We start from the raw sequence: 26,408 nt of genomic DNA on the forward strand, positions 1-26,408 counted from the left end.
GGGGGCGGCTCGGCGGGGGGCTCGGCGCAGGCGGCGGCCGCGCTGAGGGCCTCCTCGCGGGCCGTCTGGTGTTGCTGCTCCAGCACGCGCAGCCGCCGGGCCATGGCCTCGCGCAGGGCCTGGAGCTCCGCCACGCGGGCCTCGGACTCGGCCGCCTCGCGCTCCAGCTGGACGCGGCGCTCGTGCAGCGCCGACACGGAGCGCGAGCCCGCCCAGGCGCCCGTCGCGCCCAGCACGCACGCTCCGGCCAGCAGACCCCAGGGCAACCACGCCCGGCGCCACCGCGCCGCCTCGTTTCGCCGTGTCGCTTCCATGCCCCCCGAAGGCTAGCGAGTCCCCCGCTGTAGGCCTCAAGGTGGCGGCCCTGCCACCGATTTACAGGGGGGCCTCAAGTTTACAGGGCGGAAACCGGAGTCACGGGCTTGATTCGCGGGCCGTGGCGGGGCGTCATCCGGCCCCTTTCCTCCAACTTCGGGAGTCGGTGGGCTGATGGCGATTGCTTGCGTGGTGCTGGACTTCGACGGGACCTTCACGGACGTGGCGACGGAGAGCGCGCCCTTCCTGACACACTTTCGTGACGGGCTGGCCCACGCGTTGGGGCAGGGCGTGGAGCAGGCGTGGGAGGAAGAAGTCGCGGCGCTGCGCGCGGGTGCGGACCTCCTCGGCTGGAACCTGGGCGGCAGGGTGGTGGCGCCCGCCACGGCGGACCCGTACCTGACGGCGACGACGGCCGCGCACCGCATCTTCCAGCGCCTGTCGGTGGGCACGGACGAGGCCACGCGCTCGGAGGCGGTGCAGAAGCTGTATCGCGACTCGTACGTGCACTCGGCCACGGCCTTCAAGCCGGAGGCGAAGGAGGTGCTGGAGGCGCTGCTCGCCACGGGGCTGCCCGTCACGGTGGTGACGAACGCGCACACGGAGCTGGTGGTGAAGAAGCTCGACACCTTGGCCCCCAAGGGCCGCGAGCGGCTCAAGGTGTCCGGCGACGCGCGCAAGTTCCTGTTGGACCCGCCGGACGTGGCGGACGCGCGCTTCGACGCGCTGCCGGAGACGCAGACGCTGGACGGGGTGCTGCGCCGGCCGGTGTACCTGCGCCGGGGCCGCTACTTCGAGGCGCTCAAGCGCATCTGGGACACCACCGGCACGCGGCCGGACCAGACGCTGGTGGCGGGTGACATCTACGAGCTGGACCTGGCGCTGCCGGCCGCCCTGGGCGCGCACGTGCAACTGGTCGCGCGCGACAACGTGCTGCCGTACGAGCTGAAGGCCATCGAGCAGCTCGGCGCCCGTGGCGGCGTGGACAAGAGCCTGCACGCGCTCTTGCCCCGGCTGCGCTGAGCGCGCGCGATATGGTGGGCCCGGAGGCCGCGTTGAGTCAGGAGGCGGGGCCTCGAATGCCCCGCGTCCTCGCGATTCGGCAACAGGGGTGTCCATGGGCCCGCGTCGTCCGCTGTCGATGTGCCTCTTCGCCGCGGTGCTCGGGGCCGCGTGCGCGTCCTCGCCGCAGACGGTGGTGAGCCGGCCGCAGGCCTCCGTCACGCGTCCCGCGAAGGCGCCCGGCTGCGCGTTCGAGGTCTTCGAGCAGGGCGAGCCATCCAGGCCCTACGCCGAGGTGGGCACGCTGTCGATGACGACCAACGAGTACCTGGGCGAGGAGGGCCGCAAGGAGCTCCTCCAGGAGACCGTGTGTCTGATGGGCGCGGACGCGGTGCTGCTGCCCCACCCGGTGGAGCGCAAGCTGGCGGGGGGCCAGCGTGTGCGCGAGTTCGAGGCGCGCTTCATCTCCTGGACGGACGTGCCCGCGCCCGAGGCCGGGGACCCTCCGCCGCTCGACGACCGCCCCGCGCCCAAGGCCGAGGACGGCTACCTCATCATCCCCGTGGACCCCGAGTGGACGGGCGAGTCCATCGGCACCGCGGTGCGCGAGGTGCCGGCCCGCGCGGAGGGGGCGAAGTAGCGGCTCAGCACATCGCGCGAGGCACTCCAGCGTCCGCGCTGTGGGCACCACGGACGCCAGGCACCAGCGCGCGAGGACAAGGCGAAGCAGCAGGTTACCGCGACCACGCCAGGCACCCCCCTGCCCGCGGCATCGGCACCACGGACGCGAGGCACCAGCGCGGCGAGGACGCGGCGAAGTCGCGGACCACGAGCCCCCGCCGCCCCCGGAAACACGAAGCCCCGCCTCCCGGTGAAGGGAGCGCGGGGCTCGGTGCGTCGGGCCTTGGCGGCCTGAGGCTGCTTAGACCTTCGCGCCCGGGGTGGGCTGGAAGACGTCGTTGAACTCGGAGATGGCCTTGTTCAGCGCCGCCTTGATGTCGTTGGTCAGCTCGCGCTTGGAGGCGATGTCCTTCGCGACGTTCGGGTGCTTGCCGTCCGCGAACTCCAGGAACTCACGCATCCAGCGCACCACGTCGGAGACGGGGATGTCGCGCACCCAGCCGCGCTTCTTGGGGTCGTCGCGGTTGGTGGCGGCGTAGATCTGCATGACCTGACGCTCGACGGAGAGCGGCTCGTACTGGCCCTGCTTGAGCAGCTCCACCATGCGCGCGCCACGGGCCAGGGTCTCCTGGGTGGCCTTGTCGAGGTCCGAGCCGAACTGGGCGAAGGCGGCCAGCTCGCGGTACTGCGCGAGGTCCAGCTTCATGGTGCCGGCGACCTGCTTCATCGCCTTGATCTGCGCGGCGGATCCGACGCGGGACACGGACAGACCGACGTTGATGGCCGGGCGGACGCCGGAGAAGAACAGGTCCGTCTCGAGGAAGATCTGCCCGTCGGTGATGGAGATGACGTTCGTCGGGATGTAGGCGGACACGTCGCCGGCCTGCGTCTCGATGATGGGCAGCGCGGTGAGCGAGCCCGCGCCCTCCTCGTCCGACAGCTTGGCGGCGCGCTCCAGCAGGCGGCTGTGCACGTAGAACACGTCGCCCGGGTACGCCTCGCGGCCCGGCGGGCGGCGCAAGAGCAGCGACAGCTGGCGGTACGCCACGGCCTGCTTGGACAGGTCGTCGTAGATGATGAGGGCGTGCATCTTGTTGTCGCGGAAGTACTCGCCCATGGCCACGCCGGCGTACGGCGCGAAGAACTGCATCGGGGCCGGGTCGGAGGCGTTCGCCGCCACCACCGTGGTGAACTCCATGGCGCCGAAGCGGGTGAGCTTCTCCACGACCTGGGCGACGGTCGACTGCTTCTGACCGATGGCCACGTAGATGCAGTAAACGTTCAGGCCCTTCTGGTTGATGATGGTGTCGATGGCGACGGCCGTCTTGCCCGTCTGGCGGTCACCGATGATGAGCTCGCGCTGACCACGACCCACCGGCACCAGCGCGTCCAGCGCCTTGATGCCCGTCTGCAGGGGCTCGTGCACGCTCTTGCGCTTCACGATGCCGGGCGCCTTCACCTCCAGGCGGCGCGTCTCGGTCGCCTCGATGGGGCCCTTGCCGTCCAGGGGCTGGCCGAGCGGGTCCACCACGCGGCCGAGCAGGCCCTTGCCCACGGGCACGGAGGCGATCTGCTGGGTGCGCTTGACGGTGTCGCCCTCGCGGATGGTCTGGAAGTCACCCATGATGGCGACGCCGACGTTGTCCTCCTCGAGGTTGAGGACCAGGCCCTTCACGCCGTTGGTGAACTCCACCAGCTCACCGGCCAGCACGCCCTCCAGGCCGTAGATGCGCGCGATACCGTCGCCGACGGACAGCACGGTGCCCGTCTCCGCGACGGTGACCTTCTTGCCGTAGTCCTTGATCTGCTCCCGGATGATTCTGCTGATCTCGTCGGCGCGGATTTCCATGGGCGTTTTGCGTCCTCGAACAGGGGGCGGGCCGGGTCGGTTCGGGTCCGCCAAAGCTTAAGAAGTCGGGGCCCCTTACCACGCACCCCCGGCCCCTGCAATGCGCACGACATTCGGGGCTCTCGGGGCATTATCAACCCCTTAAGTCCCGGCGCTCCCACACCGGCCGAGCGAGGGCGCGCGGGCCCTCGCGGCGCTCTCTAGCGGGCGGCGGACTCGCGGGGCAGCCAGACGACGAAGCGCGTTCCGCCCTGGGAGGACTCCACGGTGAGCCGGCCCCCGTGGGCCACGGCCACCTGCCGGGCGATGAACAGGCCCAGACCCAGGCCCTCGGCGCTGGCGGGGCGGCCCCGGCGGAAGGGCTCGAAGAGGGTGGCGTGCTCCTCCTGCGGCACCAGCAGCGAGTCGTTGCGGATGGACAGCGTCACGCCCCCCACCGCGCCCACCAGCTTGAGCCACACCGGGGTGGGCTCCGGGCTGTGCTGGAGCACGCTGCCCAGCAGCGTGTCCGCCAGCTGGGTGATGCGCCCCGCGTCCCAGTGGCCCCGCAGGTCGCCCTGCGTCTCCATCAGCAGCGTGCGGCCCGGGTGCACCTGCCGCCGCTCCTCCAGGACCTTCTCCACCAGCCGGTCCAGCACCAGCGGCTCCGGGCGCACCGGCAGCCCGCCGGACAGCCGGGCCCGGGTGAAGTCGAGCAGCTCGTGGATCATCCGCTCCATGCGCCGCGCGGCCTGGGCCACGTGCCCCACCAGCCGCTGCTGGGGCTCCTCCAGGTTCTCCAGCCGCTGCAGCGCGCTCGTGCCGGACTGGATGCTCTCCAGCGGGGAGCGCAGGTCGTGGCCCACCACGCCCAGCAGCTGCTCCCGGAAGTGCTCGGTGCGCTCGGCGCGCTCCTCCGCCGCCTTGCGCCCGCTGATGTCCCAGATGGCGGCCAGCCGCACCTGCCGGCCCTCCCACGTCACGAACTTCCCCAGCACTTCCAAGGGGATGCGCTGGCCATCGCGCCGCACGCACATGACCTCGTAGGGCGTCTCCACGCCCCGGGCGACCGCGGACATGACGGCGGGCCGGTACTCCGGCGCCACCCATTCGACCAGGTGGTGGCCGATCAACTCCCGGGGCGAGTCGTGGCCCAACAGGTGCGCCAGCGCGCGGTTGGCGTCCAGCACCACGCCGTTCTCATGCAGGAAGTGCCCGTCACAGGCCACGTCGGCCAGGCTGCGCATGTGCGCCTCGCGCTCGCGCACCCGGGCCTCCTCGCGCACGCGCTCCGTCTCGTCGCGCACCCACAGCACCACGCCCGCCAGCACCCCGGCCTGGTGCGCCGGGGACAGGCCCACCCGCAGGTGCTTCTCGCCCGAGCCCGCGGCCAGCACCCCCGTCAGCGGCGCCTCCACCACGTTCTCCCCCGAGAGGGCCTGCGCCAGCAGCGGGGCCAGCGAGAAGGCCACCTTCGGCCAGACGTCCACCAGGGGACGCCCCAGATAGGCCCGGGTCTCCAGCCCCGACAGCGACGTCAGCGCGCCATTCACCCACACGGGCCTGAGCTCCCTGTCCAGCAGGGCGATGCCACAACCCGTCGCGTTCAGCAGCGCGCCGAGGAAGGGCCAGGCCTCCTCGGGGGCCACGGCGAACATCGGGCCACCGGGAAGGGGGTGAAACAGGGACTGCGGCATGTTGAGGTCGTCCAGAAAACCCGGGGTTGCCCCGTGTTCCCCCGAGTATACCTCTGTCCCAGGGCTGCTGGAAATGCCGGTTTGCCCCGGACTACCGGGTGCGTGGACGACCTGGGGCGTTGGCCGCGAGGATGCGGCCACACGCCCCGGACGGCGGGTGCTACTTCAGCTCGCGGCGCATCTGGTCCAGCTGGGTGCGCAGGCTGCCGTCGTAGAGGATGCTGCCCACCTGGGCGGACACGCCACCGAGCAGGCTGGGGTCCACGCGGGTCTCCAGGATGACGTCGCGCTGGGTGAGCTGCTGCAGGGTCTGGCGCAGCTGGGCCAGGGTGTCGGCCGGGAGGGCCGCGGCGCTGGTGACGTTGCCGCGGACGCGGCCGGCGCGGGCATCCGCCATGTCGCGGAACACGCGGGCGATGTCCGGCACGTAGACCAGCCGGTTGCGGTCCACCAGCAGGCGCAGGGTGTTGGCGAGCACCGGCTCCAGCCCGGGGATGAGCTTCATCACCCCTTCGACGACCTGGCCGCGCTGGGAGCGGGAGTACGCGGGGTTGTGCAGCACGTCCGCCAGCTCGGGGTTCTTCGCGAGGATGTCCGCGAAGGTGGTGAGCTGCTCGGCGACGGCATCGATGCGGCCCGCCTCCGACGAGACGTCGAGGAGGGCACGGGCGTAGCGGCGGGCGATGGAGACGTTCACCATGACGGGTCGCGCCCTTAGCATGGTGCCCCATGGCCGTCCACCCCCGCGGCCGTCGTGCCCGGGCGGGCAGGGAAGCGACAGGCGGAGGGCAGGTCCGACGCGAGGGGGCTTGGCGAGGAGGCGGGAAGACCCGTACCGTGGGGTCCCGACCGCCCCCCATGCACGACCCCGTCATCGGCATCGACCTGGGTACCACCAATAGCGCCGTGGCCACCGTGGAAGATGGCCGGCCGCGCCTCATTCCCTCGCGCGCGGGTGGCCGCCTGACCCCCTCCGTCCTCGGCGTCACCAAGAGCGGCGAGCGCGTCGTGGGCCAGCAGGCCCAGGTGCTGGCGGAGGAGCATCCGGACGCGGTGGTCTGGGCCACCAAGCGCTTCCTCGGACGACGCTACACGCCGGAGCTGGTGCAGCAGGCGAAGGCGCTGGTGCCCTATCCGCTCGTCGCGGGCCCCGCCGGTGACGTGCGCGTGAAGCTGGCCGGGCGGGTGATGCCCTGCACCCAGGTCTCCGCGATGATTCTGGGCGAGCTGGCGCTGGACGCGCAGGCGCACTTCGGCCGCCCCGTCAGCAAGTGTGTCATCACCGTCCCCGCCAACTTCGACGACAACCAGCGCCAGGCCACGCGCGAGGCGGCGTCCATCGCGGGCCTGGAGGTGGTGCGGCTGGTGAACGAGCCCACCGCGGCGGCGCTCGCGTACGGGCTGTCGCGTGGCTTCGAGGGCAACGCGCTGGTGTTCGACCTGGGCGGCGGCACCTTCGATGTGTCCATCCTCGACGTGAAGTCCGGCGTCTTCGAGGTGCGCGCCACCGGCGGCGACCCCCGGCTGGGCGGCGAGGACTTCGACCAGCGCATCGTCCAGTGGCTGCTGGCCCAGGTGGACGATGAGCTGCGCCACGTGGTGTCGCAGGACGCGCAGAGCCTCAGGCGCCTGAAGGTCGCCGCCGAGGCCGCCAAGCGCGAGCTCACCGAGCACGAGGAGTCCACCATCTCCGTGACGGGGCTGGGCGACCACTCGGGCAAGGGCGGGCGCACGACGGAGCTGGAGACGGTGCTCACGCGCTCGTTCTTCGAGACGCTGTCGGAGCCGCTGTCGCGCCGCTGCCTGGAGGTGTGCGAGGGCGTGATGCGCGAGGCGAAGATGGACCCGCGCTCGGTGGACGTGGTGCTGCTGGTGGGCGGCATGACGCGCGTGCCGCTGGTGCGCCGGCTGGTCGCGGACTTCTTCGGTCGGCAGCCCTCCACGGACGTGCACCCGGACGAGGCCGTGGCGCTGGGCGCCGCGGTGCAGGCGGATGAATTGCTCCGTCAGTCCGGTCAGGCGCTGCTGCTGGACGTGGCCAGCCAGAGCCTGGGCGTGGGCGTGCTGGGCGGGCGCGTGAAGCGGCTCATCGCGAAGAACACGGGCGTGCCCGTCGTCGCGCGCGACATCTTCTTCCCCGGCACCTCCGGCCAGCACGAGGCGCGCATCCCCGTGTACCAGGGCGAGAGCGAGTTCCAGGACGAGAACCACAAGCTGGGCGAGGTGGTGCTCAAGAACCTGCACGTGGCCGCGCGCGGAGACGTGCCGCTGGAGGTCGTCTTCGAGCTGTCCGGTGAGGCCATCCTGTCCGTGAAGGCCACGGACCTGACCACGGGCAACATGGAGACGGTGCGCCTGGAGGCGCGCGCGGGCCTGCCGCACGGCGAGGCGGAGAAGCTGGGCGCGGAGCAGGCGAACTACGCGAAGTCGCAGGGCGTGGTGGACGCGAAGCGTGCCGAGGAGCTGTTCCGCAAGCTGCTGGAGCGCGGCGAGAAGCTGGCGCGGATGCTCCAGAAGAGCGCGCAGGAGAACCCCAGCCCGGAGGCCGAGGCCGCGGTGGGCACGGTCCAGAAGCTGCTCGACGGCGGGCGCACCGCGCTGGACAGCAAGGACGCGGCGAAGTGCGCCGCCATCGCCCGGCAGCTCACGCAGCTGTTGTCCGGCGGCAAGCAGGAGCCGCGGGCCTGATGAACGCGCCCGGCTCCACCACGCGGGAAGCCGTGTTCGTGGTGGACGACTCGCGCACGGCGCGCGAGGTGGTGCGGCTGCACCTGGCCCGGCTGGGCTGCGAGCCGGTGACGCTGGAGGGCGGCGAGGCGTGTCTGGCGGAGCTGGCCCGCCGCGCGCCCATGCTCATCCTGATGGACCTGCGCATGGAGCGCATGCAGGGCGACGAGGTGTGCCGCGCGGTGAAGTCACACCCCGCGGGCCGCAACGTGCCCGTCATCATGTTCACCTCCGCCGGCGAGCCGCACGAGGTGATGCACTGCTGGCGCGCGGGCGCGGATGACTTCCTGCCCAAGCCCGTCGCGCTCGAGGCGCTGCAGGCCAAGCTGGTGGCGGTGCGCAGCGCCCGCGAGCGCGCGAAGGAGGGGCCTCCCAAGGGCCGCCGCGTGCTGCTCGTCGAGGGCGGCCGCTTCCTGCACACGTTCCTGGGCGGCTCGCTGGAGCAGGAGGGCCTGCACGTCCTCTACGCGCGCGACGCGCAGGACGCGGAGGCGCTCGCGGCCGAGCACGGCGCGCAGCTCGACGGCTTCCTCGTCGACGTGTCGCGGGCCCCGCGCGAGACGCTGGCCCTGGCCGCGCGGCTGCGCGACGCGAACCCGAAGAAGCCGCTGGTGCTCCTGTCGCGCGCGGAGGAGTCCGGTGAGGTGCTCGCCCGGGCGCAGGCCTTGTCGGGCGCGCCGCTGCTGGAGAAGCGCCACCTGGGCGCCGATGAGCTGCTCGGGCGCGTGCTGTCGCGGCTGACGCCCGACCGCGTCCCCCTGCGGGCCGCCGAGCGCGTGCCCTTCTTCACCGTGGTGGAGTTCGCCCCGCTGGCCGGCGGCGCCGCGCTGACGGGCTTCAGCCACGACGCCAGCCCCGAGGCCCTCTTCGTGCGCACGCTCACCCCGGCGCGCGAGGGCACCCGGCTGTCGTTGAAGGTGTCGCTCGCCGGACAGCGCTCACCGTGCTCGGCCGAGGCCACCGTCGTCTGGGCCAACCCGCCGCGCGCCCCCGGCGCCTTCCGTGCACCGGCGGGCATGGGCCTGCGCCTGGAGCGCATGGACCCGGCGCTGACGCAGCAGTTCGTCCGCTTCGTGCCGCGGACTCACGGATTTCCCCCCACGGGGACTCCACGCGCCTCAGGTTTCTGAGAGGCCCTGGCGCCCGCAAGCCCCTGGAAATCCCGGTGTCCCGAGTCAGCGTGGTTGCTGGCACGGGGGTGGCAAGAGCGCGCCCGGGCCGTGCCGTCATCCGGGCATGGCGGGCTGGGGGATTCCAGCTCGCGCCGCGGATGGGGCCAACAGACACGAACCGGGAGGAATCTCATGCGGCGATGGAAGCGCTACGGATGGGTGGGGCTGGTGGCGGTGGCTGCGGTGGGTTGTGACGACGAGAAGACGTACGCGCAGGTGGAGAACGAGCCGGTGGCGCAGGAGGCGCGGCTGGATGCCTTCGAGGGCTGCGAGGCGCTGGAGCGGCACATCGAGGACACGGCGACCAAGCGGATGCGCGCGTCGGTGGAGTCGATGCGGCCCCGCGGTCTGCAGTGGTGGTTCGGCGACGGCGCGGCGCCTCCCACGGGCGCGCCCATGCCCTCCGAGGACAACGGTGGCGCTGGCGCGCCGCGCGGCCCCGACGACTACACGGGCACCAACAACCAGGTGGCCGGCGTGCACGAGGCGGACTTCGTGCAGAACGACGGCAACCACATCTTCGTGCTGTCCGGCTCCAAGCTGTATGTGAACCGCTCCTGGCCCGCGGACCAGCTCACGCGCGTGTCGTCGCTGGCCATCGAAGGCCAGCCGCGCGAGATGCTCTACGACAAGGAGCGCCAGCGGCTGGTCATCGCGTCGCAGGTGTACGAGGAGCGTCCCGGTCGCCCCTCGGTGTGGGGCGCCGCGCCCATGATGGACCTGCCCGACTGCGCGGGCCCGCGCTGCGGCTACATGCAGGGCGGCACGCTGAAGGTGACGGTGGTGGACGTGTCGGACCTGGCGTCGCCCCAGGTGAAGCAGCAGGTGTTCCTGCCGGGCGGCTACCTCACCGCGCGCCGCGTGGACAGCGCCGTGCGGCTGGTGATGACGGACGAGTTCCGCTGGCCCTCGGACGTGCGCTTCTACCCCGAGTACTCCCGGGAGCTGGAGAACCGCGACAAGATGAACGCGGCGCTCGACGCGCTCATCGTCAAGAACGAGAAGCTCATCCGCGACCAGACGCTGGCGGACTGGGTGGAGCCCGGTCGCCGGGTGGCGGCGGATGGCACCACCACCGCGCTGCCCTTCTCCTGCTCGGACTTCTTCCACGCCAACGCGCCCACGGGCCTGGGCTTCGTGACGGTGCTGTCGCTGGACCTGGACACCGTGGAGGGCGCCGCGCCGCTGGGCCGCACCAGCGTGGTGTCCGCGCCGGGCGTGGTGTACGCGTCCACGGAGTCCCTGTACCTGTCCGCCAACCACTGGTGGTGGCAGCAGGTGGCGGAGCAGTCCGACCACTCGTACATCCACAAGTTCGACATCCGTGAGCCGGCGCGCGCCACGTACGTGGGCAGCGGCTCGGTGGCCGGAGTGCTGGTCAACCAGTTCGCCATGGACGAGCACGAGGGCGTGCTGCGCGTGGCCACCACGGTGACGACGTGGCGCACGGAGGGCAATGGTGACGGCGTGTCGACGCCCACCACCAGCGGCCCGGACACCGTGAGCCGGCTGGTGACGTTCGCCCCGAAGAACGGGCGGCTGGAGGAACTGGGGCGCAGCGAGGACCTGGCCCCGACCGAGCGCATCTTCAGCGCGCGCTTCGTGGGCAAGAAGGGCTACATCGTGACCTTCCGCCAGACGGACCCGCTCTTCACCTTCGACCTGAGCGACCCGGCGCACCCGCGCAAGGTGGGCGAGCTGAAGATTCCGGGCTTCTCCACGTACATCCACCCGCTGGGTGACACGCACCTGCTCACCTTCGGCGAGGACCGCGACGAGGACGGCGGCTGGCGCAACCGCGCGCTGAAGCTGTCGCTGTTCGACGTGAGCGATTTGGCCAACCCCCGCGAGGCCTTCACCCACCGGATGGGGACGAGCGGCTCCAACAGCGAGGCCCTGCACGACCACAAGGCGTTCAACTACTTCGCGGCCAAGGGCCTGGTGGCGGTGCCCTTCGTGGACTGGGACTACAGCCGCCCCGACTACTGGTCCGGCTTCACCAGCGAGCTGCGCGTGTTCCGCGTGGACACGGCCACGGGCTTCACGCCGGTGGGCGCGGTGTCGGCGCGGGACATGTTCCAGCGCTTCGAGCACCCGCACTGGAGCTGGTACTGGGCGCCGGAGGTGCGCCGCAGTGTGATGGCCGATGACTTCGTGTACGCCATCACCGACGCGGGCATCCGCGTGGCCAACGTGGGGGCCCTCCAGACGCCCCTGGCCACCACGTACTTCGACGCGCCGGTGCCCTGAGGCACCGGTGTGACGGCTCGGGGCCTCGGGACACGATGTGGGTCCCGGGGCCCCTTCGTTTCGTGGGCACCCCAGGGGGTCAGGAGAGGGAGCGCGGGGGCGTCGCTCTCGGCTGGCGCATTCCATGGCGGAAGGCGCTATAGGCCGAGGCCGCCATGTCCACCGCCGTCGCACCCTCCTCGTCGTCGCCCCGGCCCGGCTCCCGTCGCGCCGCCATCCTGGCGGAGCTGCGCGCGCTCTCTCGCCTGGCCATCCCCATCGCGATTGCCCAGGGCGGCCAGTCGCTCATGGGGCTGGTGGACACGCTGGTGGTGGGGCGGGCGGGCACGTCGGCGCTGGCCTCCGTGGGGCTGGGCAACGGCCTGTTCTTCGCCGTCAGCGGCTTCGGCATGGGGCTGATGATGGGGTTCGACCCGCTCCTGTCCCAGGCGGTGGGCGGGCGCGCCATGGCGAGGGCACGGGGGCTGTTGTGGCAAGGCGGCTGGATGTCGCTGTTCGCCGGGCTGCTGCTGTTCAGCCTGCTGATGTTGTCGCCCCTGCTCCTGCCGCTCGCGGGCATCGGCGAGACGGAAATCGCGGGGGTCTGGGACTACCTGCTGTGGCGCGGGCCGAGCCTGCCGCTGATGCTGGCCTTCCTGACGATGCGCTCCTACCTCCAGTCGACCGCGTACACGCGGCCGCTGGTGGTGGCGACGGTGCTGGCGAACGTGCTGAACCTGGGTGCGGACGTGCTGCTGGTGTTCGGCGGCGCGAACCTGCCCGGGTACCTCGGCCCCCTGCGGGCCGTGCCGGCGATGGGCGTGGCCGGGTCGGCGCTGGCCTCGACGCTGTGCACGATGTTGCAGCTGGGCGTGGTGGTGCTGGCCATCGCGAAGCTGCCCGCGCCGGAGGGCGAGCGGCCCGTGCGTCGGCCCGTGTGGAGCGACCTGGCCCAGGCGGCCCGGGTGGGCGTGCCCATCGGCCTGCACATCGCCGCGGAGATTGGCGTCTTCGCGCTGGCGGGCGTGCTGTCGGCGGGGCTGGGACCCGCGAGCGTGGGGGCGCATCAAATCGCCATCGCGTACTCGAGCGTCACCTTCACGGTGGCCATGGGCATCGGCAACGCGGGGAGCGTGCGGGTGGGCTGGGCGGTGGGCGCGCACGACACGCCCCGGGCGCGGCTCAGCGGCTTCATCGCCTTCGCGGGCGGCGCGGGCTTCATGGCGCTGGGGGCGCTGGCGTTCGCGCTCTTCCCCGGGGCCCTGGCCCGGCTGGCGGGCGCCCCCGAGGACGTGCTCCCGCTGGTGGTGCCCCTGCTGATGGTGAGCGCCATCTTCCAGGTGTTCGACGGGGTGCAGGGCGTGGGCGCGGGTGTGCTGCGCGGCGCGGGCGACACGCGCTTCACGTTCCTGGCGAACATGGTGGGGCACTACGCCATCGGCCTGCCGCTCACGCTGCTGCTGGGCTTCAAGCTGGGGCTGGGCGTGGTGGGCATCTGGTGGGGCCTGTGCGCGGGGCTCATCGCGGTGGCGCTGTCGCTGCTCTGGCGCTTCAACCGCATCAGCGCCGGCACGCTGCGCCCGCTCGAGTCGTGAGCGGGCGCGGCGTCCTCGCCGGCTACCAGGGCAGGTACTGCTGAAGCATCTCCCGCCAGACGGGCCAGTCGTGGTTGCCGCCCTGCCAGATGGCGAGCTGGTGGCCGATGTCCTTCTTCCACAACAGGCTGGAGAGGTGCTCGTTGGAGGGGCGGCAGAAGTCGTGCTCGCCCACCGCCAGCACCATCTCCACGCGCTGGAGCGCGGCGAGCTGGCTGTTGTCGTGGACGTTGGGCAGCCACTGCGTGGCGGAGTGGAAGTAGACGTCGTTGTCCTGGTGGCCGTCGAGGAACTCGTCCGTCTCGAACTTGCCGCCCATGGAGATGAGCCGGCGGAAGACGTGCGGGTGGCGCAGGCCCACGTTGTACGTGTGGAAGCCGCCGAAGCTGCACCCGGCCAGGGTGAGGCGCCCGCCGGTGCTGCGGCTCATCAGCAGCGGCACCACCTCGTTGAGCAGGTATTGCTCCCACTCCTGGTGCCGGGCGACGCGGTCATGCGGGTGCACGGACTTGTTGAACCAGGACTCTTCGTCCACGGAGTCCGGGCACACGATGACGTAGCGGCCGGACTGGACGCGGTCGGCGATGGCGCCGATGAGGCCGAAGTCCTCGGCCTGGAAGAAGCGGCCGCGACTGGTGGGCAGCAGCAGCACGGGCTCTCCCGAGTGGCCGTAGAGCAGGAGCTCCATGTCCCGATGCAGGCGCGCGCTATGCCAGCGGTGGTATTCGCGGTTCATGGGGCGCGAGCTTAACCGCGCCGCGTCAAGGACGGGCAACGTCAGGTGCGTGTGGTCCTGACGGACCTCGCTTTCGCTGGGGCGGGTGTCGAGTGCTGGAAGGAAGCACCCCAGGCCTCAGTCCGGCCAGTTCCCCTCGAGGGCGTGGGGGCCCTGGGTGAAGGCGCGCACCAGGTGGGTGCCACCGACGAAGGCGCCGGCCCAGGAGCCGCCCCTGCCGCCGAAGGGCTCCTCGCGGTCTCCGCGGGAGCGCAGCTTGTTGATGCCGACCTTGAAGGCCTGCAGCTGGGAGGCGAGGCGCTCGGCGAGCTGTGGGTCATCGGTGGCCACGGAGGCGACGAGCGCGCCCTGGGAGACATTGGCTTCGCGGATGAGCTCCTCCTCGGAGTCCACGGAGATGAGGACGTCGACGGGGCCGAAGGGCTCGCGCAGGTAGAGCTCGCTGTCGCGAGGCACGCCGAAGAGCAGGGTGGGGGCGAGGTAGCTCCCGCGCGACTGGGTGGGGGTGAAGGCGTCGTCGGCGAGCGTGCCCTCGTGCAGCACCGCGGCGCCGCGCTCGCGGGCGTCGTCGATGAGCGCGCGCAGCTCCGCCACCTTGCTGGCGGAGATGAGCGGGCCGAAGTCCACGTCGCCGCCGAGCAGTGGGTGGCCCACGCGCAGCGAGGACGCGGCGTCCACGTAGGCGCGCACGAACCGGGGGACGAGGGACTTCTCGACGACCCAGCGGGTGTAGGCGGTGCAGCGCTGCTTGCCGAAGTCGAAGCCCGCGCGAATCTGGCGGGAGAGGCCGTCCCAGTCGGTGAACCGGGTGATGGCGTAGGCGTTCACGCCCTCCATCTCCAGGGCGTAGCGCTTGTTCGTGTCGCGCAGGCGGCGGTGGACCTCGGCGCCGTTGGCGCGGCCGCCGATGAAGGCGACCCCGGCGATGAGCGGGTGGCCCACGAGGGCCTCGGAGAGGTCCTTGCCGCGACCGCCCGCGAGCGACACGGGCAGGCCCGCGCGGCGCATCAGCGCGAAGGCGAGGGTGAGCGAGACGCCGCCCCCTTGCGTGGGAATCTTCGCGATGACCGAGTTCCCCGCGAGCGTCTGCACGAGCACGTTGAGCAGCAGGACGGAGAAGGGATAGTTCCAGGAGGCGATGTTCGACACGAGGCCGAGCGGCGCGCGGGACTCGAGCATCGGGCCGATGTTCTCCAGGTACCACTCGAGGCCGGTGAGGCAGCGGTCCACGTCGTTGCTGGCCGTGGGCAGCGTCTTGCCGATGTCCCAGGCGAGGACGCGGACGAGCAGGTCCCGGTGGTCCTCGAGCGAGTCCAGCGCGTCGAGGACGGCGTGCATGCGCGCGTTGAGCGAGCGGGCGGACCAGGGGAGGAACTCGCCGGTGGCCTTCTCCACGGCCTGGACGGCCTGGGCTTGAGAGAGCAGCGGCAGTGACGCGAGCACCTGGCCGTCGATGGGCGAGCGCGCGTCGAACCACGCGGGCGGGTGGACCCAGGAGCCCGCGATGGGGGAGAGCAGACGGCCTTGGGCGTCGAAGGCCTCGGGGACGACTCGCCGGGCTTCGGCCAGCAGGCGGGAGCTTTCGAGGTGAAGCAGGGGCTCGCCAACGAGTTCAATCTGCGACATGGGTCTACCTCCTCGCGCGTCGGGATTCGCCGCGAAGAATCGAGGCCGCGTTCATGACGGGTCGCGGCATGGGCGAATATCGTCACGCGCGCGCAGGATGTCTGGGCAAGCGGGCGAGGCCCTGGGTGGACGGCTCCGCCGGGTGGGCGGGGGATGTCAGGGATTGCGACGCCAGAGCTCCGCGTCGCGGGTGAAGTGCTCGCGGACCCATTGCTCGCTGGTGTCGGAGAGCTGCCACTCGCCACGGCCGAGGAGGAGCAGGACGTCGCAACGTGGGAGCAGCTGGAGCGCGGTGCGTTGCGAGTGCGCGTCCTGGAAGGCGGCCTCCGCGTTGGGGAAGCGCGTGGGCGCCAAGAGCGCGTCGTTCAACATGAGGCCGTACGGGTCGACGAACGCGGGATTGCCGAGGGGCAGGCCGGGGAGTCTGTCGGCGGCGATGGCCCACGCGGGCTCGAAGGCGCAGAGCGCTGCATCCGTGGGGACGGTGGACCTGAGCGTCTCACCGAGCGGGAGGAGGAAGCGGTCCTTCTGTTTCGCGGCGCGGAGGACGCCGGGGAGGGTGGTGAGGATGAGGAGGGCGGTGACGGCGAGGGCGATTCGCTGGGTGCGCGCGCCGTGGAGTTGGCGAACGATGAAGTCCGCGCCGAGGCCCGTGAGGACGGCGGTGGTGGGGGCGAGGTGCGCGTTGTACTGGGACCAGTAGCTCTTGGAGGCGAGGAAGGTGGCGACGGTGAGGAGCCACGCGGCGCTGAAGAGGCGCTCGGTGACGGCGTCCTGCTGACGCGCGCGCGCGAGGGCCACGGTGACGCCGATGACGGTGACGAGGGTGAGGCCCAGGCGTCCGTCGACGAGGATGGAGAGCAGGCGGCTGGTGAGGCTCGAGTCTCCGTCGGGAGGGCGCAGGAGCTGGAAGCGCAGCAGGCCCTGGAGCATCGCGTCCGGGGCGAGGAGGAAGAAGGGGCCGAGCCACACCAGGCCCACGCCCGCGGCGACGAGGATGACGCGGGCGACGCGCGAGCCTTCGCGTGACATGCCGCGAGCCCAGGCGACGGCGAGGACCCAGGCGCCCGCGGTCAGCTTGATGGCGCAGGCGGTGGCGAGCAGGGCTCCGGCGAGGAGGTCTCTTCGCTGTGTCTGTCTTTGCGTGGTGGAGGGGCGGAGCCAGACCCACGCGAGGGTGAGACAGGTGAGGTTGAGGAGGGGTTCGAGGAAGGGGCCACGCTCGGTGGACACGGCCTCGGGGTAGACGGCGTAGGCGAGCGCGGCGACGAGGCCCGCGCGAGTGCCCCAGCGCTGCTGGGCGATGCGGCCGCTGAGCAGGGTGCTGAGTGCACCCGCGAGCGGCATGAGCCAGCGGACGACGGAGAAGGCGAGGGCGGGGCCGAGGCCGTGTGAGAGCGCGGCCACGGGGGAGAGCAGCACGGTGATGCCGGGCGGGTGGACGAAGAAGTAGTCGCGATAGGGCAACAGGCCCTGGGAGAGGAGCGCGGCGGCGCTGAAGTAGACACCCTCGTCATAGTCGACGGGATGGCCGAGCGCGCCGCCCCGGTGGAAGAAGCCCGCGATGCGCAGGAGCCACGCGCCGGCCGCAATGAGCAGCAGGGGCCACCAGGGCTGACGATGCGCGGGCTCGCGGTGCACTGGACGGCGCGTACCAGATGCCCCTGGGTGTGTCGAGGTGAACCCCGGCTCCCCGGGCGCGGTTGACTCAGGGGACGTCTGGGGCGGTGACTGTCTTTATCGCGGGACGGTCCATACCCCCGGGGAGGTAGGGACGACCCTTCATGAAGCTGTCATAGCTCCCTACGTGCGATGGAAACGCGCGTGGGTTTGTGTCATGGCTATGGACAGTGACAAGGGATTGGACCTGCGATGGCAGGTGTGGGGGGATGATGTCTGGTGATGTGTCTTCGCGCGGGGTGACGGCGGAGCCGCTGGCTCACGTCACGGCGGAGGGTCGTCCGCATCTGCTCCGCGAGCACTTGATGGAGGTGGGGCGCCTGGCCGCGCTGTTCGCGGCCCGCGAGGACATGCGCGTGTTCTGTGAGCTGGCGGGGCGCTGGCACGACCTGGGCAAGTACCGGCCTCACTTCCAGTCGCGCATCCGCAAGGAGAACGGCTTCGAGGCCCACCTGGAGGTGGGGAACTCCTCGGACAAGGACCATGCGACGGCCGGCGCGCTGTGGGCCTTGCGCATGGAGCGGCGGCTGGGGCCCCTGGCGATGGCCATCGCGGGACACCACGGCGGACTGCGTGACGCGGAGAAGTTCCGGAGTCGCGTAGGAGACCCCGAGAAGCTGAAGCTCCTGGAGGAAGCGCTGACGGCGGGTGTTCCGGAAGACCTGCGTTCGCTGACGCCAGGGCTGGACTTCAGCTGGCTCGAGAAGCTCTCCAAGCACCGGCTCGAGTTCTGGACGCGGATGCTGTTCTCGTCCCTGTGCGACGCGGACTTCCTGGACACGGAGGCCTTCTACGACGCGTCCAGGGTCGAAGCGCGGCGCGTCGGCGCGACGTTGGAGCAGCTCGCGCGAGCGCTGCGGGCCTTCATGGACCAGAAGCAGAGCGGTGCGCCGGACACGCCGGTGAACCGGGTCCGACGCGAGGTGCTCTCGGCGGTGCTCGCGCGCGCACCGAGTCCGCCGGGAGTCTTCAGCCTCACCGTGCCCACGGGCGGCGGCAAGACGCTGACCTCCATGGCGTTCGCGCTGGAGCATGCTCGGGCACGAGGGCTTCGGCGGGTCATCGTCGCCATCCCCTACACGTCCATCATCGAGCAGAGCTCGGGGGTGTATCGGGAGGCCTTTGGCGAGCTGGGGAGCGCCGTCATCGAGCACCACTCGTCCGTGGACCCCAAGCGGGAGACAGCGCTCAACCGCGTGGCCAGCGAGAACTGGGACGCGCCGGTCATCGTCACCACCACGGTGCAGCTGTTGGAGAGCCTGTTCGCCTGTCGGACCTCGGCGTGCCGCAAGCTGCACAACATCGCCGGGAGCGTCATCGTATTGGACGAGGCGCAGACGCTGCCTCCCGCGCTGCTGACCACCATCCTGGATGGGCTGAAGACGCTGGTGGAGGACTACGGCTGCTCGGTGGTCATCTGCACCGCGACCCAGCCCGCGCTGGGCATGCGTCCTGGGTTTCCCGAGGGCTTTCCCTCGGTCCAGGAGCTGGTGCCGCCGGAGCTGAACGCCTTCGAGCGGCTGCGCCGCGTGACGGTGCGCTGGCCCGCGAGCCGCGAGCCCATGTCCTATGAGGCGCTGGCGGAGGCCGTGGCCGGCGAGCGCGATGTGCTCGCGGTGGTCCACCGTCGGGATGACGCGCGCGAGCTGTGCGCGCTGGTGGACGCGCGTGTCGGTGAGGGGACGACGCTGCACCTGTCCGCGCTGATGTGCCCGGAGCACCGCTCCAGGGTGCTGGCGGACATCCAGAAGCGGAAGCGGCGCGGGGAGCCGGTGCGGCTGGTGGCGACGCAGTTGGTCGAGGCCGGCGTGGACCTGGACTTCGCCGTCGTCTACCGGAGCCTGGCGGGATTGGACTCGCTGGCGCAGGCGGCGGGGCGCTGCAATCGCGAGGGGCGGATGGAGACGCTCGGCGAGCTCCGTGTGTACGAGGCGAAGACGCAGCCGCCCCCCGGTGTGCCGCAGGCGGCGCTGGCGGTGACCCGGACGCTGCTGGCGCAGGACCCCGCGCTGGACCTGTTCTCACCCGACAGCTTCCGTCGGTACTTCGAGCGGCTCTACGCGAACGCGGCTCGGGATGGGAAGGGCATCCAGGAGGCGCGGGCGGCGCTCAAGTACGAGGAGGTCTCCACGAAGTTCCGGCTCGTGGAGGACGACTGGAGCGCGCCCGTCGTCGTGCCCTTCGAGGGCTGTGAGGCGGTGCTCGACGAGGTGCGTCGACTGGGGCCCTCGCGTGAGCGGCTGCGGGCCTTGCAGCGCTTCACGGTGACGGTGCCGCGCAAGCTCCGCGAGGTCTGGGTGGAGCGGGAGCTGGCGGGCGTCGCGGCGGAGACGGTGGTGTTCCTCGGGCCCGAGCATCGGTCAGCCTACGACGAGACCTTCGGGCTGCTGCGCGACCGGGTGGGCGTGCTCGACCCGGCCTTCCTCATTCCCGGCTGACGAACTTCAGGAGGTGTGTGGATGAAGACGAGCAAGCGGTTTCGCGTGCGGGCCCGAGGGCCCGTGGCCTGCTTCACCCGCCCGGAGATGAAGGCCGAGCGGGTGAGCTACGAGGTGATGACACCCTCGGCGGCGAGGGGCGTCTTGGAGGCCATCCTCTGGAAGCCGGCCATCCGCTGGCAGGTCCATGAGATCGCCGTCCTCGCGCCCGTGCGGTGGACGAGCTTCCGCCGCAACGAGGTGAACAGCCGCGCGGTGGTGGGGAAGTTCGACTACGCGGCGGACGAGGACCGCGCGCAGCGCAACACGGTGGCGCTGCGGGACGTGGACTACGCCATCACCGCGTCGTTCTCGCTCGTGGCGGGCAAGGCGGGCCCCGAGGACAACGTCCGCAAGTTCGAGGAGATGTTCGAGCGGCGGCTGGAGAAGGGACAGTTCTTCCACGCGCCGTACCTGGGCTGCCGCGAGTTCGCCGCGCGCGTGGAGCCGCTGGTGGAGGACGTCCGGCCCGTGGACCTGGAGGTCGAGCGCAGGCCGCTGGGGCTCGTGTTCTACGACTTCGAGTTCGGTGAAGCGACGCGCCCGCTGTTCTTCGAGGCGTCCCTGGACCGGGGCGTGCTCCACGTGCCGGACCGGGACGAAGTGCTCAAGCAGAACGGAGGCCAGCCATGATGCTCACGGCGCTCAACGACTTCGCGCGCGAGCGCGGGCTGGTGGACGACCCGCTCTACGAGACGAAGCCCGTGGACTTCCTCATCCGCCTGAGCGCGAAGGGGAAGCTGCTGGGACTGGAGCCCACGCAGGACGAGAAGGGACGGGGCAAGCCCCTGTCGATTCCGAGACTGCCAACGCGCGCCGTGAACATCGCCGCGGGCTTCCTGGCGGACAACACCAAGTACGTCCTGGGCCATGACCCCGAGGCCCGGGAGGGCAAGGCCGACAAGGGGGCTCCACGGCTGGCTGCCTTCGTGAAGCTGGTGAAGGAGGCGGCGGCGGACACGAAGGTGCCCGAGCTGCGCGCCGTGGAGAAGTTCCTCGAGGACGACGCGGCGCGCGCGAAGGTCGTCGAGGAGCGCGCGGCGGATGAGTGGACGGGCTCGGAGTTGTTCGCCTTCGTCGTGGGCGATTCGCTCGACCCCGTGCATCAGCTCCCCGAGGTCCGTGCATGGTGGGAGAAGCGGAGCGCGCACGCCGCCGCCCAGGGCAAGGTCGGTCTGTGTCTGGTGACCGGGACCGTGGGCGTGGTGGCGCGGACCCATCCGAAGTTGAAGAACATCCCGGAGGCCCAGGGCGCGGGGGCGGCCCTGGTGTCGTTCAACGCGGACGCCTTCGAGTCGCATGGGATGGAGCAGGGAGACAACGCACCCGTCTCGCAGCAGGCCGCGCTCGGGTACGTGCTCGCGCTCAACGACCTGCTCCGCAAGTCGGAGACCCGCCGGTTCCGACAAGGCATCCAGCTGGGGGATGGCTCGGTGTTGGTGTTCTGGACCAACAGCACCGCCGAGCAGGAGAGCCAGCTGCTGGCCCTGCTCGACCCCACGGAGGAAGACCTGCGGCGCTTGCTGGAGGCGCCGCTCATCGGGCTGGAGCCTGGAGCGCTGGATACGAGGCGCTTCTATGCCGTCACCCTCGCTGGCAACTCCGGCCGTGTCGCCGTGCGCGACTGGTTCCAGACCAGCGTCGGTGAGGTGAAGGAGAGCCTTCGCCGATACTTCGCGGATCTGCGGCTGGGCGCGGTGGCACAGGACAAGCCCACGCCCATCTGGCGCCTGCTCAAGGCCGTCGAGGCCCCGTCTGGACGCGGGCTGAGTCCCGACGTCGCGACGCGGATGCTGGGCGCGGCGTTGAGGGGACAGCCCTTCCCGCGACAGCTGCTCTCAGCGGCGTTGGACCGTCTGCGGCTTCCCCCCTCGGACGACAAGCTCGAGCGCGAGCAGCTCCGCCTCCGCGTCGCGCTCATCAAGGCCACCCTCATCCGGCTTCCCCGCAGTGGACCCACTTCCCTGGAGGTCTCCGTGTCATTGGACAAGAGCAACACGTCCCAGTCGTATGTCCTCGGTCGGCTCTTCGCCGTGCTGGAGCGCCTGCAGGGCGCGGCGCTGGGCGACATCAACGCCAGCATTCGTGATCGATATTTCGGTGCGGCCTCGCGCAACCCCGTCACCGTCTTCCCCCGGTTGCTCCAGCTCTCCGTGCACCACGCCTCGAAGGCGGAGGCTGGCGGCTGGTTGGAGAAGAAGAAGGGCGAGGTGATGGCGCTGCTGCCCTCGGAGAATCCCTTCCCGCCCGTGCTCTCGCTCGAGAACCAGGGGCTCTTCGCGGTGGGCTACTACCACCAGCGCGAGGATTTCTTCACGAAGCGCCCGCAGGCCGAAGGCAAGGCCGCGAAGGACGCTTCCTCCAAGTCTGACGACTGACCACCGCTTCCACGATTCCCATACGAGAGAGAGAACGCCATGTCCGAGCTCAAGAACCGCCACGACTTCGTCCTGCTGTTCGACGTCCAGGATGGCAACCCCAACGGAGACCCCGACGCGGGGAACCTGCCGCGCATCGACCCGGAGACGGGAGACGGCCTGGTCACGGATGTCAGCCTCAAGCGCAAGGTGCGCAACTTCATCCTGCTGACTCAGGAGAAGAAGCCCGGGTTCGACATCTTCGTGAAGGAGAAGGCCGTCCTGAACTCCACCATCGCCCAGGCCTACAAGGACCTGGGCGTCGACCTGAACGAGAAGCCCAAGAGCGACAAGGATGGCAAGAAGCGCAACACCAAGGGCGAGGCCCAGGGCTCCGAGGTGGACCAGGGCCGTGCGTGGATGTGCAAGACGTTCTTCGACGTGCGGACGTTCGGCGCCGTCATGTCCACGGGCGCCAACGCGGGACAGGTCCGCGGGCCGGTGCAGCTCACGTTCGCCCGCTCCGTGACGCCCATCGTCTCGCTGGAGCACTCCATCACCCGCATGGCCGTGGCCACCGAGGCGGAGGCGGAGAAGCAGGGCGGCGACAACCGCACCATGGGGCGGAAGAACACGGTGCCCTATGGGCTCTACCGCGCGCATGGCTTCGTCTCGCCGCACCTGGCACAGCAGACGGGCTTCAGTTCGGGGGACCTGGACCTGCTGTTCAAGGCGTTCCTGAACATGTTCGAGCTGGACCGCAGCGCGGCGCGCGGCCTGATGTCCATGCGCAAGGTCATCGTGTTCAAGCACGGCTCGGAGCTGGGCAATGCGCCCGCGCACGCGCTGTTCGACCGGGTGCAGGTGACGCCCGTGAACGGGGAGAAGCCCGCGCGCTCGTTCAAGGACTACACGGTGAAGGTGGACACCGCGAAGCTGCCGCAGGGCATCGAGGTGATGGAACTGGCGGGATGACCTCCGCTCGCGAGACGTGGGTGGCGCTGTCCGCCTTGCAGCACCTGTTGTTCTGTGAGCGGCAGGCGGCGCTCATCCACGTGGAGCAGCTCTGGCGGGAGGATGTGCGCACCGCGACGGGGCGGCTGCTCCATGAGCGGGTGGACCTGCCCGGGCATGATGCTCGGCCCGGGCGGCGCGTGGAGCGCGCGGTGCGGCTGGGGTGTGAGCGGCTGCGATTGGTGGGGCGCGCGGACCTGGTGGAGTACCACCCGGATGCCTCGAGCCCCACCGGGTGGCGGCCGTATCCCGTGGAGGTGAAGCGGGCGAAGCGCAAGTCACTCGAGGCGGACTGTGTGCAGCTCTGTGCCCAGGCGCTGTGCCTGGAGGAGATGCACGGTGTCCCTGTTCCCGAGGGCGCGCTGTTCCATGGCGCGCAGCATCGGCGGCAGGTGATTGTGCTGGATGCGCGGCTGCGGGCCCGGACGGAGGAGGCGGTGGCTCGGATGCATGAGCTGCTGGCGCGGGGGAGCGTGCCCGTGGTGGCGAGGGCTCCGAAGTGTGAGTCGTGCTCGCTGGAGCCGCTGTGCCTGCCGCACGTCACGGCGGGACAGCGGCGTGCCTCCGAGCATCTGCGGCGGATGGTGGGCCTGGAGGAGGTGTCGTGACCACCGCGCTCAATACGCTGTTCATCACCGTGGAGGGCACCCGCCTGAACAAGGAAGGGGAGCGGGTGGTGGTGACGGTCCAGGACGTGAAGAAGGCGGAGGTGCCGCTGCGACACCTGCGCTCGGTGGTGTGCCTGACTCGGGCCTGGATGACGCCGGAGCTGTTGGAGAGCTGTGTCGAGGCGGGCATCCACGTGTCCTTCTTCGGGATGACGGGGCGCTTCCTGGCGCGTGTCGAGGGGTTGCCTGGGGGCAATGTGCTGCTGCGGCGCGAGCAGTACCGCGCGGCGGATGATGGGGGGAGGACGCTGGCCATCGCTCGGGCGATGGTGGTGGGGAAGGTGAGCAACGCGCGGCAGTTTCTCCTGCATGCGAAGCGGGACGCGGCGGCGGAGCAGGCGCAGCCGTTGGAGGAGGCGGCGCGGAAGCTCGCCGAGCACTTGCGTGCGGTGGGGCGAGCGGAGGAACTGGAGCAGGTGCGCGGGCTGGAGGGCATCGCGGCCCGGGACTACTTCGAGGTGTTCCCGAGCCTGCTCAAGGGCGGGGCGCGACGGTTCGGGTTCGATGGGCGCAACCGGCGGCCTCCGAGGGACCCGCTGAATGCGCTGCTGTCGTTTGGTTATGCGCTGCTGGCGCAGGACTGCGCGGGGGCGCTGGCGGGAGTGGGGTTGGACCCGGCGGTGGGGTTTCTTCATGAGGACCGGCCGGGGCGGCTGTCGCTGGCGTTGGACTTGATGGAGGAGCTGCGTGCGCCCGTGGTGGACCGGCTGGTGTTCTCGCTGGTGAACCGTGGGCAGCTCAAGCCGGAGGACTTCAAGGAGGAGGCCGCGGGTGCGGTGATGCTGCGGGACGAGGCGCGCAAGGCGTTCCTCGTGGCGTACCAGGCGGCGAAGCAGGTGGAAGTGCAGCATGTCTTCCTGGGGCAGCAGGCGAGCTGGGGGCTGGTGCCGCACCTGCAGGCGTTGTTGCTGGCGAGGACCCTTCGAGGGGAGCTGGACGGATATCCTCCGTTCGCGGTGCGCTGATGCGGAAGGTCACCGTGCTCGTCTGCTACGACGTTCAGGTGAGTGACCCGACGGGGCCCAAGCGGCTCCGGCGGATGGCTCGGATGTGCAAGGACCATGGGGTCCGGGTGCAGTACTCGGTGTTCGAGTGCGTGCTGGAGCCGAAGGATTGGGTCGTGCTGCGCGCACGGCTGCTCTCGGAGATGGATGCGGAGAGCGACAGTCTGCGGTTCTACTTCTTGAGCGAGGATGTCGCTCGGAAGACGGAGCACCATGGCACGCGGGTTCCATTGGATGTCGAGGGGCCGCTCATCCTGTGAGCGGCCTGCCTGCCCTGACTGGGGCGCGCGAACCTGTCTCGGTGCGTGCTTCGTCGGAGGTTCGCGCTCTTTGAAATCTCCAATAGTCGTAGGGAGTTACGCGGAGGTGACGAGGCACGCGGACTGGATGGACGGGCCTGTGGACCCAGGTTCGCGCGGACCGGCCGGATTCCCGAGTGATTGTGGTAGCTTGGACGGGCAGGGTCGCTCCTCGTGACCGCGAGGAGCGTGGGTTGAAACCTCACCCAGTTCGCTGGTCTCGGTTGCGCTGAGGGTCGCTCCTCGTGACCGCGAGGAGCGTGGGTTGAAACGGGACTCGGTGCTCTGGTAGGCCATGTGCGTGGTCGCTCCTCGTGACCGCGAGGAGCGTGGGTTGAAACTCACGTGCGCGCAGATGAAATACGCCGTCGCGGGTCGCTCCTCGTGACCGCGAGGAGCGTGGGTTGAAACATGGCGTCGAACTTCGCGATGAGGTCCACCATCGGTGTCGCTCCTCGTGACCGCGAGGAGCGTGGGTTGAAACACCGTGCCGGCCGCGCTGTAGAACTCAATCTCCGTCGCTCCTCGTGACCGCGAGGAGCGTGGGTTGAAACAAATCACCGCGCACTTGCACTCGGAGGACCACTCCGTCGCTCCTCGTGACCGCGAGGAGCGTGGGTTGAAACGACGTCCACCATCGCCGTCCCCTACAAGGGCATGTCGCTCCTCGTGACCGCGAGGAGCGTGGGTTGAAACAGGACGGAGCGGCCATGCTCCTTCCAGCCCTGGAAGGTCGCTCCTCGTGACCGCGAGGAGCGTGGGTTGAAACACGGGTGGTGCAGTCGCCTGTGGAAAACTGGGATGTCGCTCCTCGTGACCGCGAGGAGCGTGGGTTGAAACAGGCACCGACCGTGCCAGCGTTGTTTGCTGGCGTCGCTCCTCGTGACCGCGAGGAGCGTGGGTTGAAACGTGCGGATGCGCTGGTTGAGCGTCATGTGGTGGTCGCTCCTCGTGACCGCGAGGAGCGTGGGTTGAAACTCGGCGTAGACGGTCCGGATGACCTCGGGGAAGTCGCTCCTCGTGACCGCGAGGAGCGTGGGTTGAAACTCGAAGGACTGCACGCGGTACTGGTCCGCGAAGTCGCTCCTCGTGACCGCGAGGAGCGTGGGTTGAAACCACAGCTACGACGTGGGCATCGGCCTGAAAGAGAGTCGCTCCTCGTGACCGCGAGGAGCGTGGGTTGAAACTCGGCGGACTGTGGACGGAGCATGCGCACCGCCCAGTCGCTCCTCGTGACCGCGAGGAGCGTGGGTTGAAACCCGCTCACGTAGTCGGGCGACGACGCCAGCCGGGTCGCTCCTCGTGACCGCGAGGAGCGTGGGTTGAAACGCGATGCGCTCGGACGTCGCCTCCGCGATACG

20 protein-coding genes and 1 CRISPR repeat array (1 of these 21 running past the window's edge) are annotated in these 26,408 nt (G+C 70.5%); of the genes, 13 read left to right on the forward strand and 7 right to left on the reverse strand.

The features are described from left to right. The coding region (locus FL311_RS03630) for a hypothetical protein (protein ID WP_228556655.1) at nucleotides 1-266 on the reverse strand (266 nt) is incomplete at its 3' end. A gap of 223 nt (nucleotides 267-489) precedes the next feature. Here FL311_RS03630 and FL311_RS03635 point away from each other — a divergent pair. Both FL311_RS03635 and FL311_RS03640 read left to right on the forward strand, forming a co-directional pair. Then, nucleotides 490-1,338, forward strand: a complete 849-nt coding sequence (locus FL311_RS03635; RefSeq protein ID WP_141323466.1) for an HAD family hydrolase — start codon at nucleotides 490-492, stop codon at nucleotides 1,336-1,338. Between the two features lie 94 nt (nucleotides 1,339-1,432). Next, nucleotides 1,433-1,957 (forward strand): hypothetical protein, encoded by a 525-nt coding sequence (locus FL311_RS03640; protein WP_141323467.1) that lies wholly within the window; start codon nucleotides 1,433-1,435, stop codon nucleotides 1,955-1,957. A gap of 282 nt (nucleotides 1,958-2,239) precedes the next feature. Here FL311_RS03640 and atpA read toward each other — a convergent pair whose 3' ends face one another. From atpA to atpH, 3 genes are all read right to left on the reverse strand, one after another. Next, nucleotides 2,240-3,787, reverse strand: coding sequence for a F0F1 ATP synthase subunit alpha (gene atpA, locus FL311_RS03645; protein ID WP_141323468.1), 1,548 nt, complete (start codon nucleotides 3,785-3,787; stop codon nucleotides 2,240-2,242). A 200-nt stretch (nucleotides 3,788-3,987) separates the two neighbouring features. Beyond that, the gene (locus FL311_RS03650) at nucleotides 3,988-5,424 is read right to left on the reverse strand and encodes a PAS domain-containing protein (RefSeq protein ID WP_228556656.1); all 1,437 of its coding nucleotides are present in this window, start codon (nucleotides 5,422-5,424) and stop codon (nucleotides 3,988-3,990) included. 199 nt (nucleotides 5,425-5,623) lie between these two features. Continuing rightward, a complete protein-coding gene (atpH, locus tag FL311_RS03655; RefSeq protein ID WP_141323470.1) occupies nucleotides 5,624-6,163 on the reverse strand; it encodes an ATP synthase F1 subunit delta in 540 nt (179 codons plus the stop codon). Between the two features lie 158 nt (nucleotides 6,164-6,321). Here atpH and FL311_RS03660 point away from each other — a divergent pair, with 158 nt between their 5' ends. The 4 genes from FL311_RS03660 to FL311_RS03675 all read left to right on the forward strand — a co-directional run bounded on the left by FL311_RS03660 (nucleotide 6,322) and on the right by FL311_RS03675 (nucleotide 13,186). Beyond that, nucleotides 6,322-8,151, forward strand: a complete 1,830-nt coding sequence (locus tag FL311_RS03660) for an Hsp70 family protein (RefSeq protein WP_046716815.1) — start codon at nucleotides 6,322-6,324, stop codon at nucleotides 8,149-8,151. Further along, nucleotides 8,151-9,320: a TIGR02266 family protein gene (locus FL311_RS03665; RefSeq protein WP_141323471.1), complete on the forward strand. Its 1,170-nt coding sequence runs from the start codon at nucleotides 8,151-8,153 to the stop codon at nucleotides 9,318-9,320. The genes FL311_RS03660 and FL311_RS03665 overlap by 1 nt, the downstream gene beginning before the upstream one ends. Nucleotides 9,321-9,494: 174 nt before the next feature. Further along, nucleotides 9,495-11,612: a beta-propeller domain-containing protein gene (locus FL311_RS03670; protein ID WP_141323472.1), complete on the forward strand. Its 2,118-nt coding sequence runs from the start codon at nucleotides 9,495-9,497 to the stop codon at nucleotides 11,610-11,612. A gap of 155 nt (nucleotides 11,613-11,767) precedes the next feature. Continuing rightward, nucleotides 11,768-13,186: an MATE family efflux transporter gene (locus tag FL311_RS03675; protein WP_141323473.1), complete on the forward strand. Its 1,419-nt coding sequence runs from the start codon at nucleotides 11,768-11,770 to the stop codon at nucleotides 13,184-13,186. A gap of 22 nt (nucleotides 13,187-13,208) precedes the next feature. Here the strand turns inward: FL311_RS03675 and FL311_RS03680 are convergent, their stop codons facing one another. The 3 genes from FL311_RS03680 to FL311_RS03690 form a co-directional block, all read right to left on the reverse strand. After that, complete coding sequence (locus tag FL311_RS03680) at nucleotides 13,209-13,922, reverse strand: esterase family protein (RefSeq protein WP_141323474.1); 714 nt, start codon at nucleotides 13,920-13,922, stop codon at nucleotides 13,209-13,211. Between the two features lie 117 nt (nucleotides 13,923-14,039). Then, entirely contained in the window at nucleotides 14,040-15,548 is a 1,509-nt protein-coding gene (locus FL311_RS03685) for an aldehyde dehydrogenase family protein (RefSeq protein WP_141323475.1), read from the reverse strand. 156 nt (nucleotides 15,549-15,704) lie between these two features. After that, entirely contained in the window at nucleotides 15,705-17,189 is a 1,485-nt protein-coding gene (locus FL311_RS03690; protein ID WP_141323476.1) for a glycosyltransferase family 39 protein, read from the reverse strand. Between the two features lie 248 nt (nucleotides 17,190-17,437). On the opposite strand from FL311_RS03690, the gene cas3 reads away from it, so the two are divergent. From cas3 to cas2, 7 genes are read left to right on the forward strand one after another with little or no spacing between them, the layout of a single operon-like run. Continuing rightward, a complete protein-coding gene (gene cas3 / locus FL311_RS03695) occupies nucleotides 17,438-19,666 on the forward strand; it encodes a CRISPR-associated helicase Cas3' (RefSeq protein WP_141323477.1) in 2,229 nt (742 codons plus the stop codon). A gap of 21 nt (nucleotides 19,667-19,687) precedes the next feature. Then, nucleotides 19,688-20,338 (forward strand): type I-C CRISPR-associated protein Cas5c, encoded by a 651-nt coding sequence (gene cas5c / locus FL311_RS03700; RefSeq protein WP_194869042.1) that lies wholly within the window; start codon nucleotides 19,688-19,690, stop codon nucleotides 20,336-20,338. Continuing rightward, complete coding sequence (gene cas8c, locus FL311_RS03705; RefSeq protein WP_141323479.1) at nucleotides 20,335-22,083, forward strand: type I-C CRISPR-associated protein Cas8c/Csd1; 1,749 nt, start codon at nucleotides 20,335-20,337, stop codon at nucleotides 22,081-22,083. Before cas5c ends, cas8c begins: the two co-directional genes overlap by 4 nt. Nucleotides 22,084-22,122: 39 nt before the next feature. Then, nucleotides 22,123-23,037, forward strand: a complete 915-nt coding sequence (cas7c, locus tag FL311_RS03710) for a type I-C CRISPR-associated protein Cas7/Csd2 (protein ID WP_141323480.1) — start codon at nucleotides 22,123-22,125, stop codon at nucleotides 23,035-23,037. Beyond that, nucleotides 23,034-23,684 (forward strand): CRISPR-associated protein Cas4, encoded by a 651-nt coding sequence (gene cas4, locus FL311_RS03715; protein ID WP_141323481.1) that lies wholly within the window; start codon nucleotides 23,034-23,036, stop codon nucleotides 23,682-23,684. The genes cas7c and cas4 overlap by 4 nt, the downstream gene beginning before the upstream one ends. Continuing rightward, nucleotides 23,681-24,709 carry a type I-C CRISPR-associated endonuclease Cas1c gene (gene cas1c, locus FL311_RS03720; RefSeq protein WP_141323482.1) on the forward strand — a complete coding sequence of 343 codons (1,029 nt, stop codon included), beginning with the start codon at nucleotides 23,681-23,683 and terminating at the stop codon, nucleotides 24,707-24,709. Before cas4 ends, cas1c begins: the two co-directional genes overlap by 4 nt. After that, nucleotides 24,709-25,008, forward strand: a complete 300-nt coding sequence (gene cas2 / locus FL311_RS03725) for a CRISPR-associated endonuclease Cas2 (protein ID WP_141323483.1) — start codon at nucleotides 24,709-24,711, stop codon at nucleotides 25,006-25,008. Before cas1c ends, cas2 begins: the two co-directional genes overlap by 1 nt. A gap of 203 nt (nucleotides 25,009-25,211) precedes the next feature. Further along, nucleotides 25,212-26,408: a CRISPR direct-repeat array (repeat unit 37 nt; unit sequence GTCGCTCCTCGTGACCGCGAGGAGCGTGGGTTGAAAC); it runs 7,426 nt beyond the window's last position.

It is taken from the genome of Myxococcus sp. AB025B (assembly GCF_006518215.1).
In the GTDB taxonomy this organism is placed as follows: Bacteria; Myxococcota; Myxococcia; order Myxococcales; family Myxococcaceae; genus Myxococcus; species Myxococcus fulvus.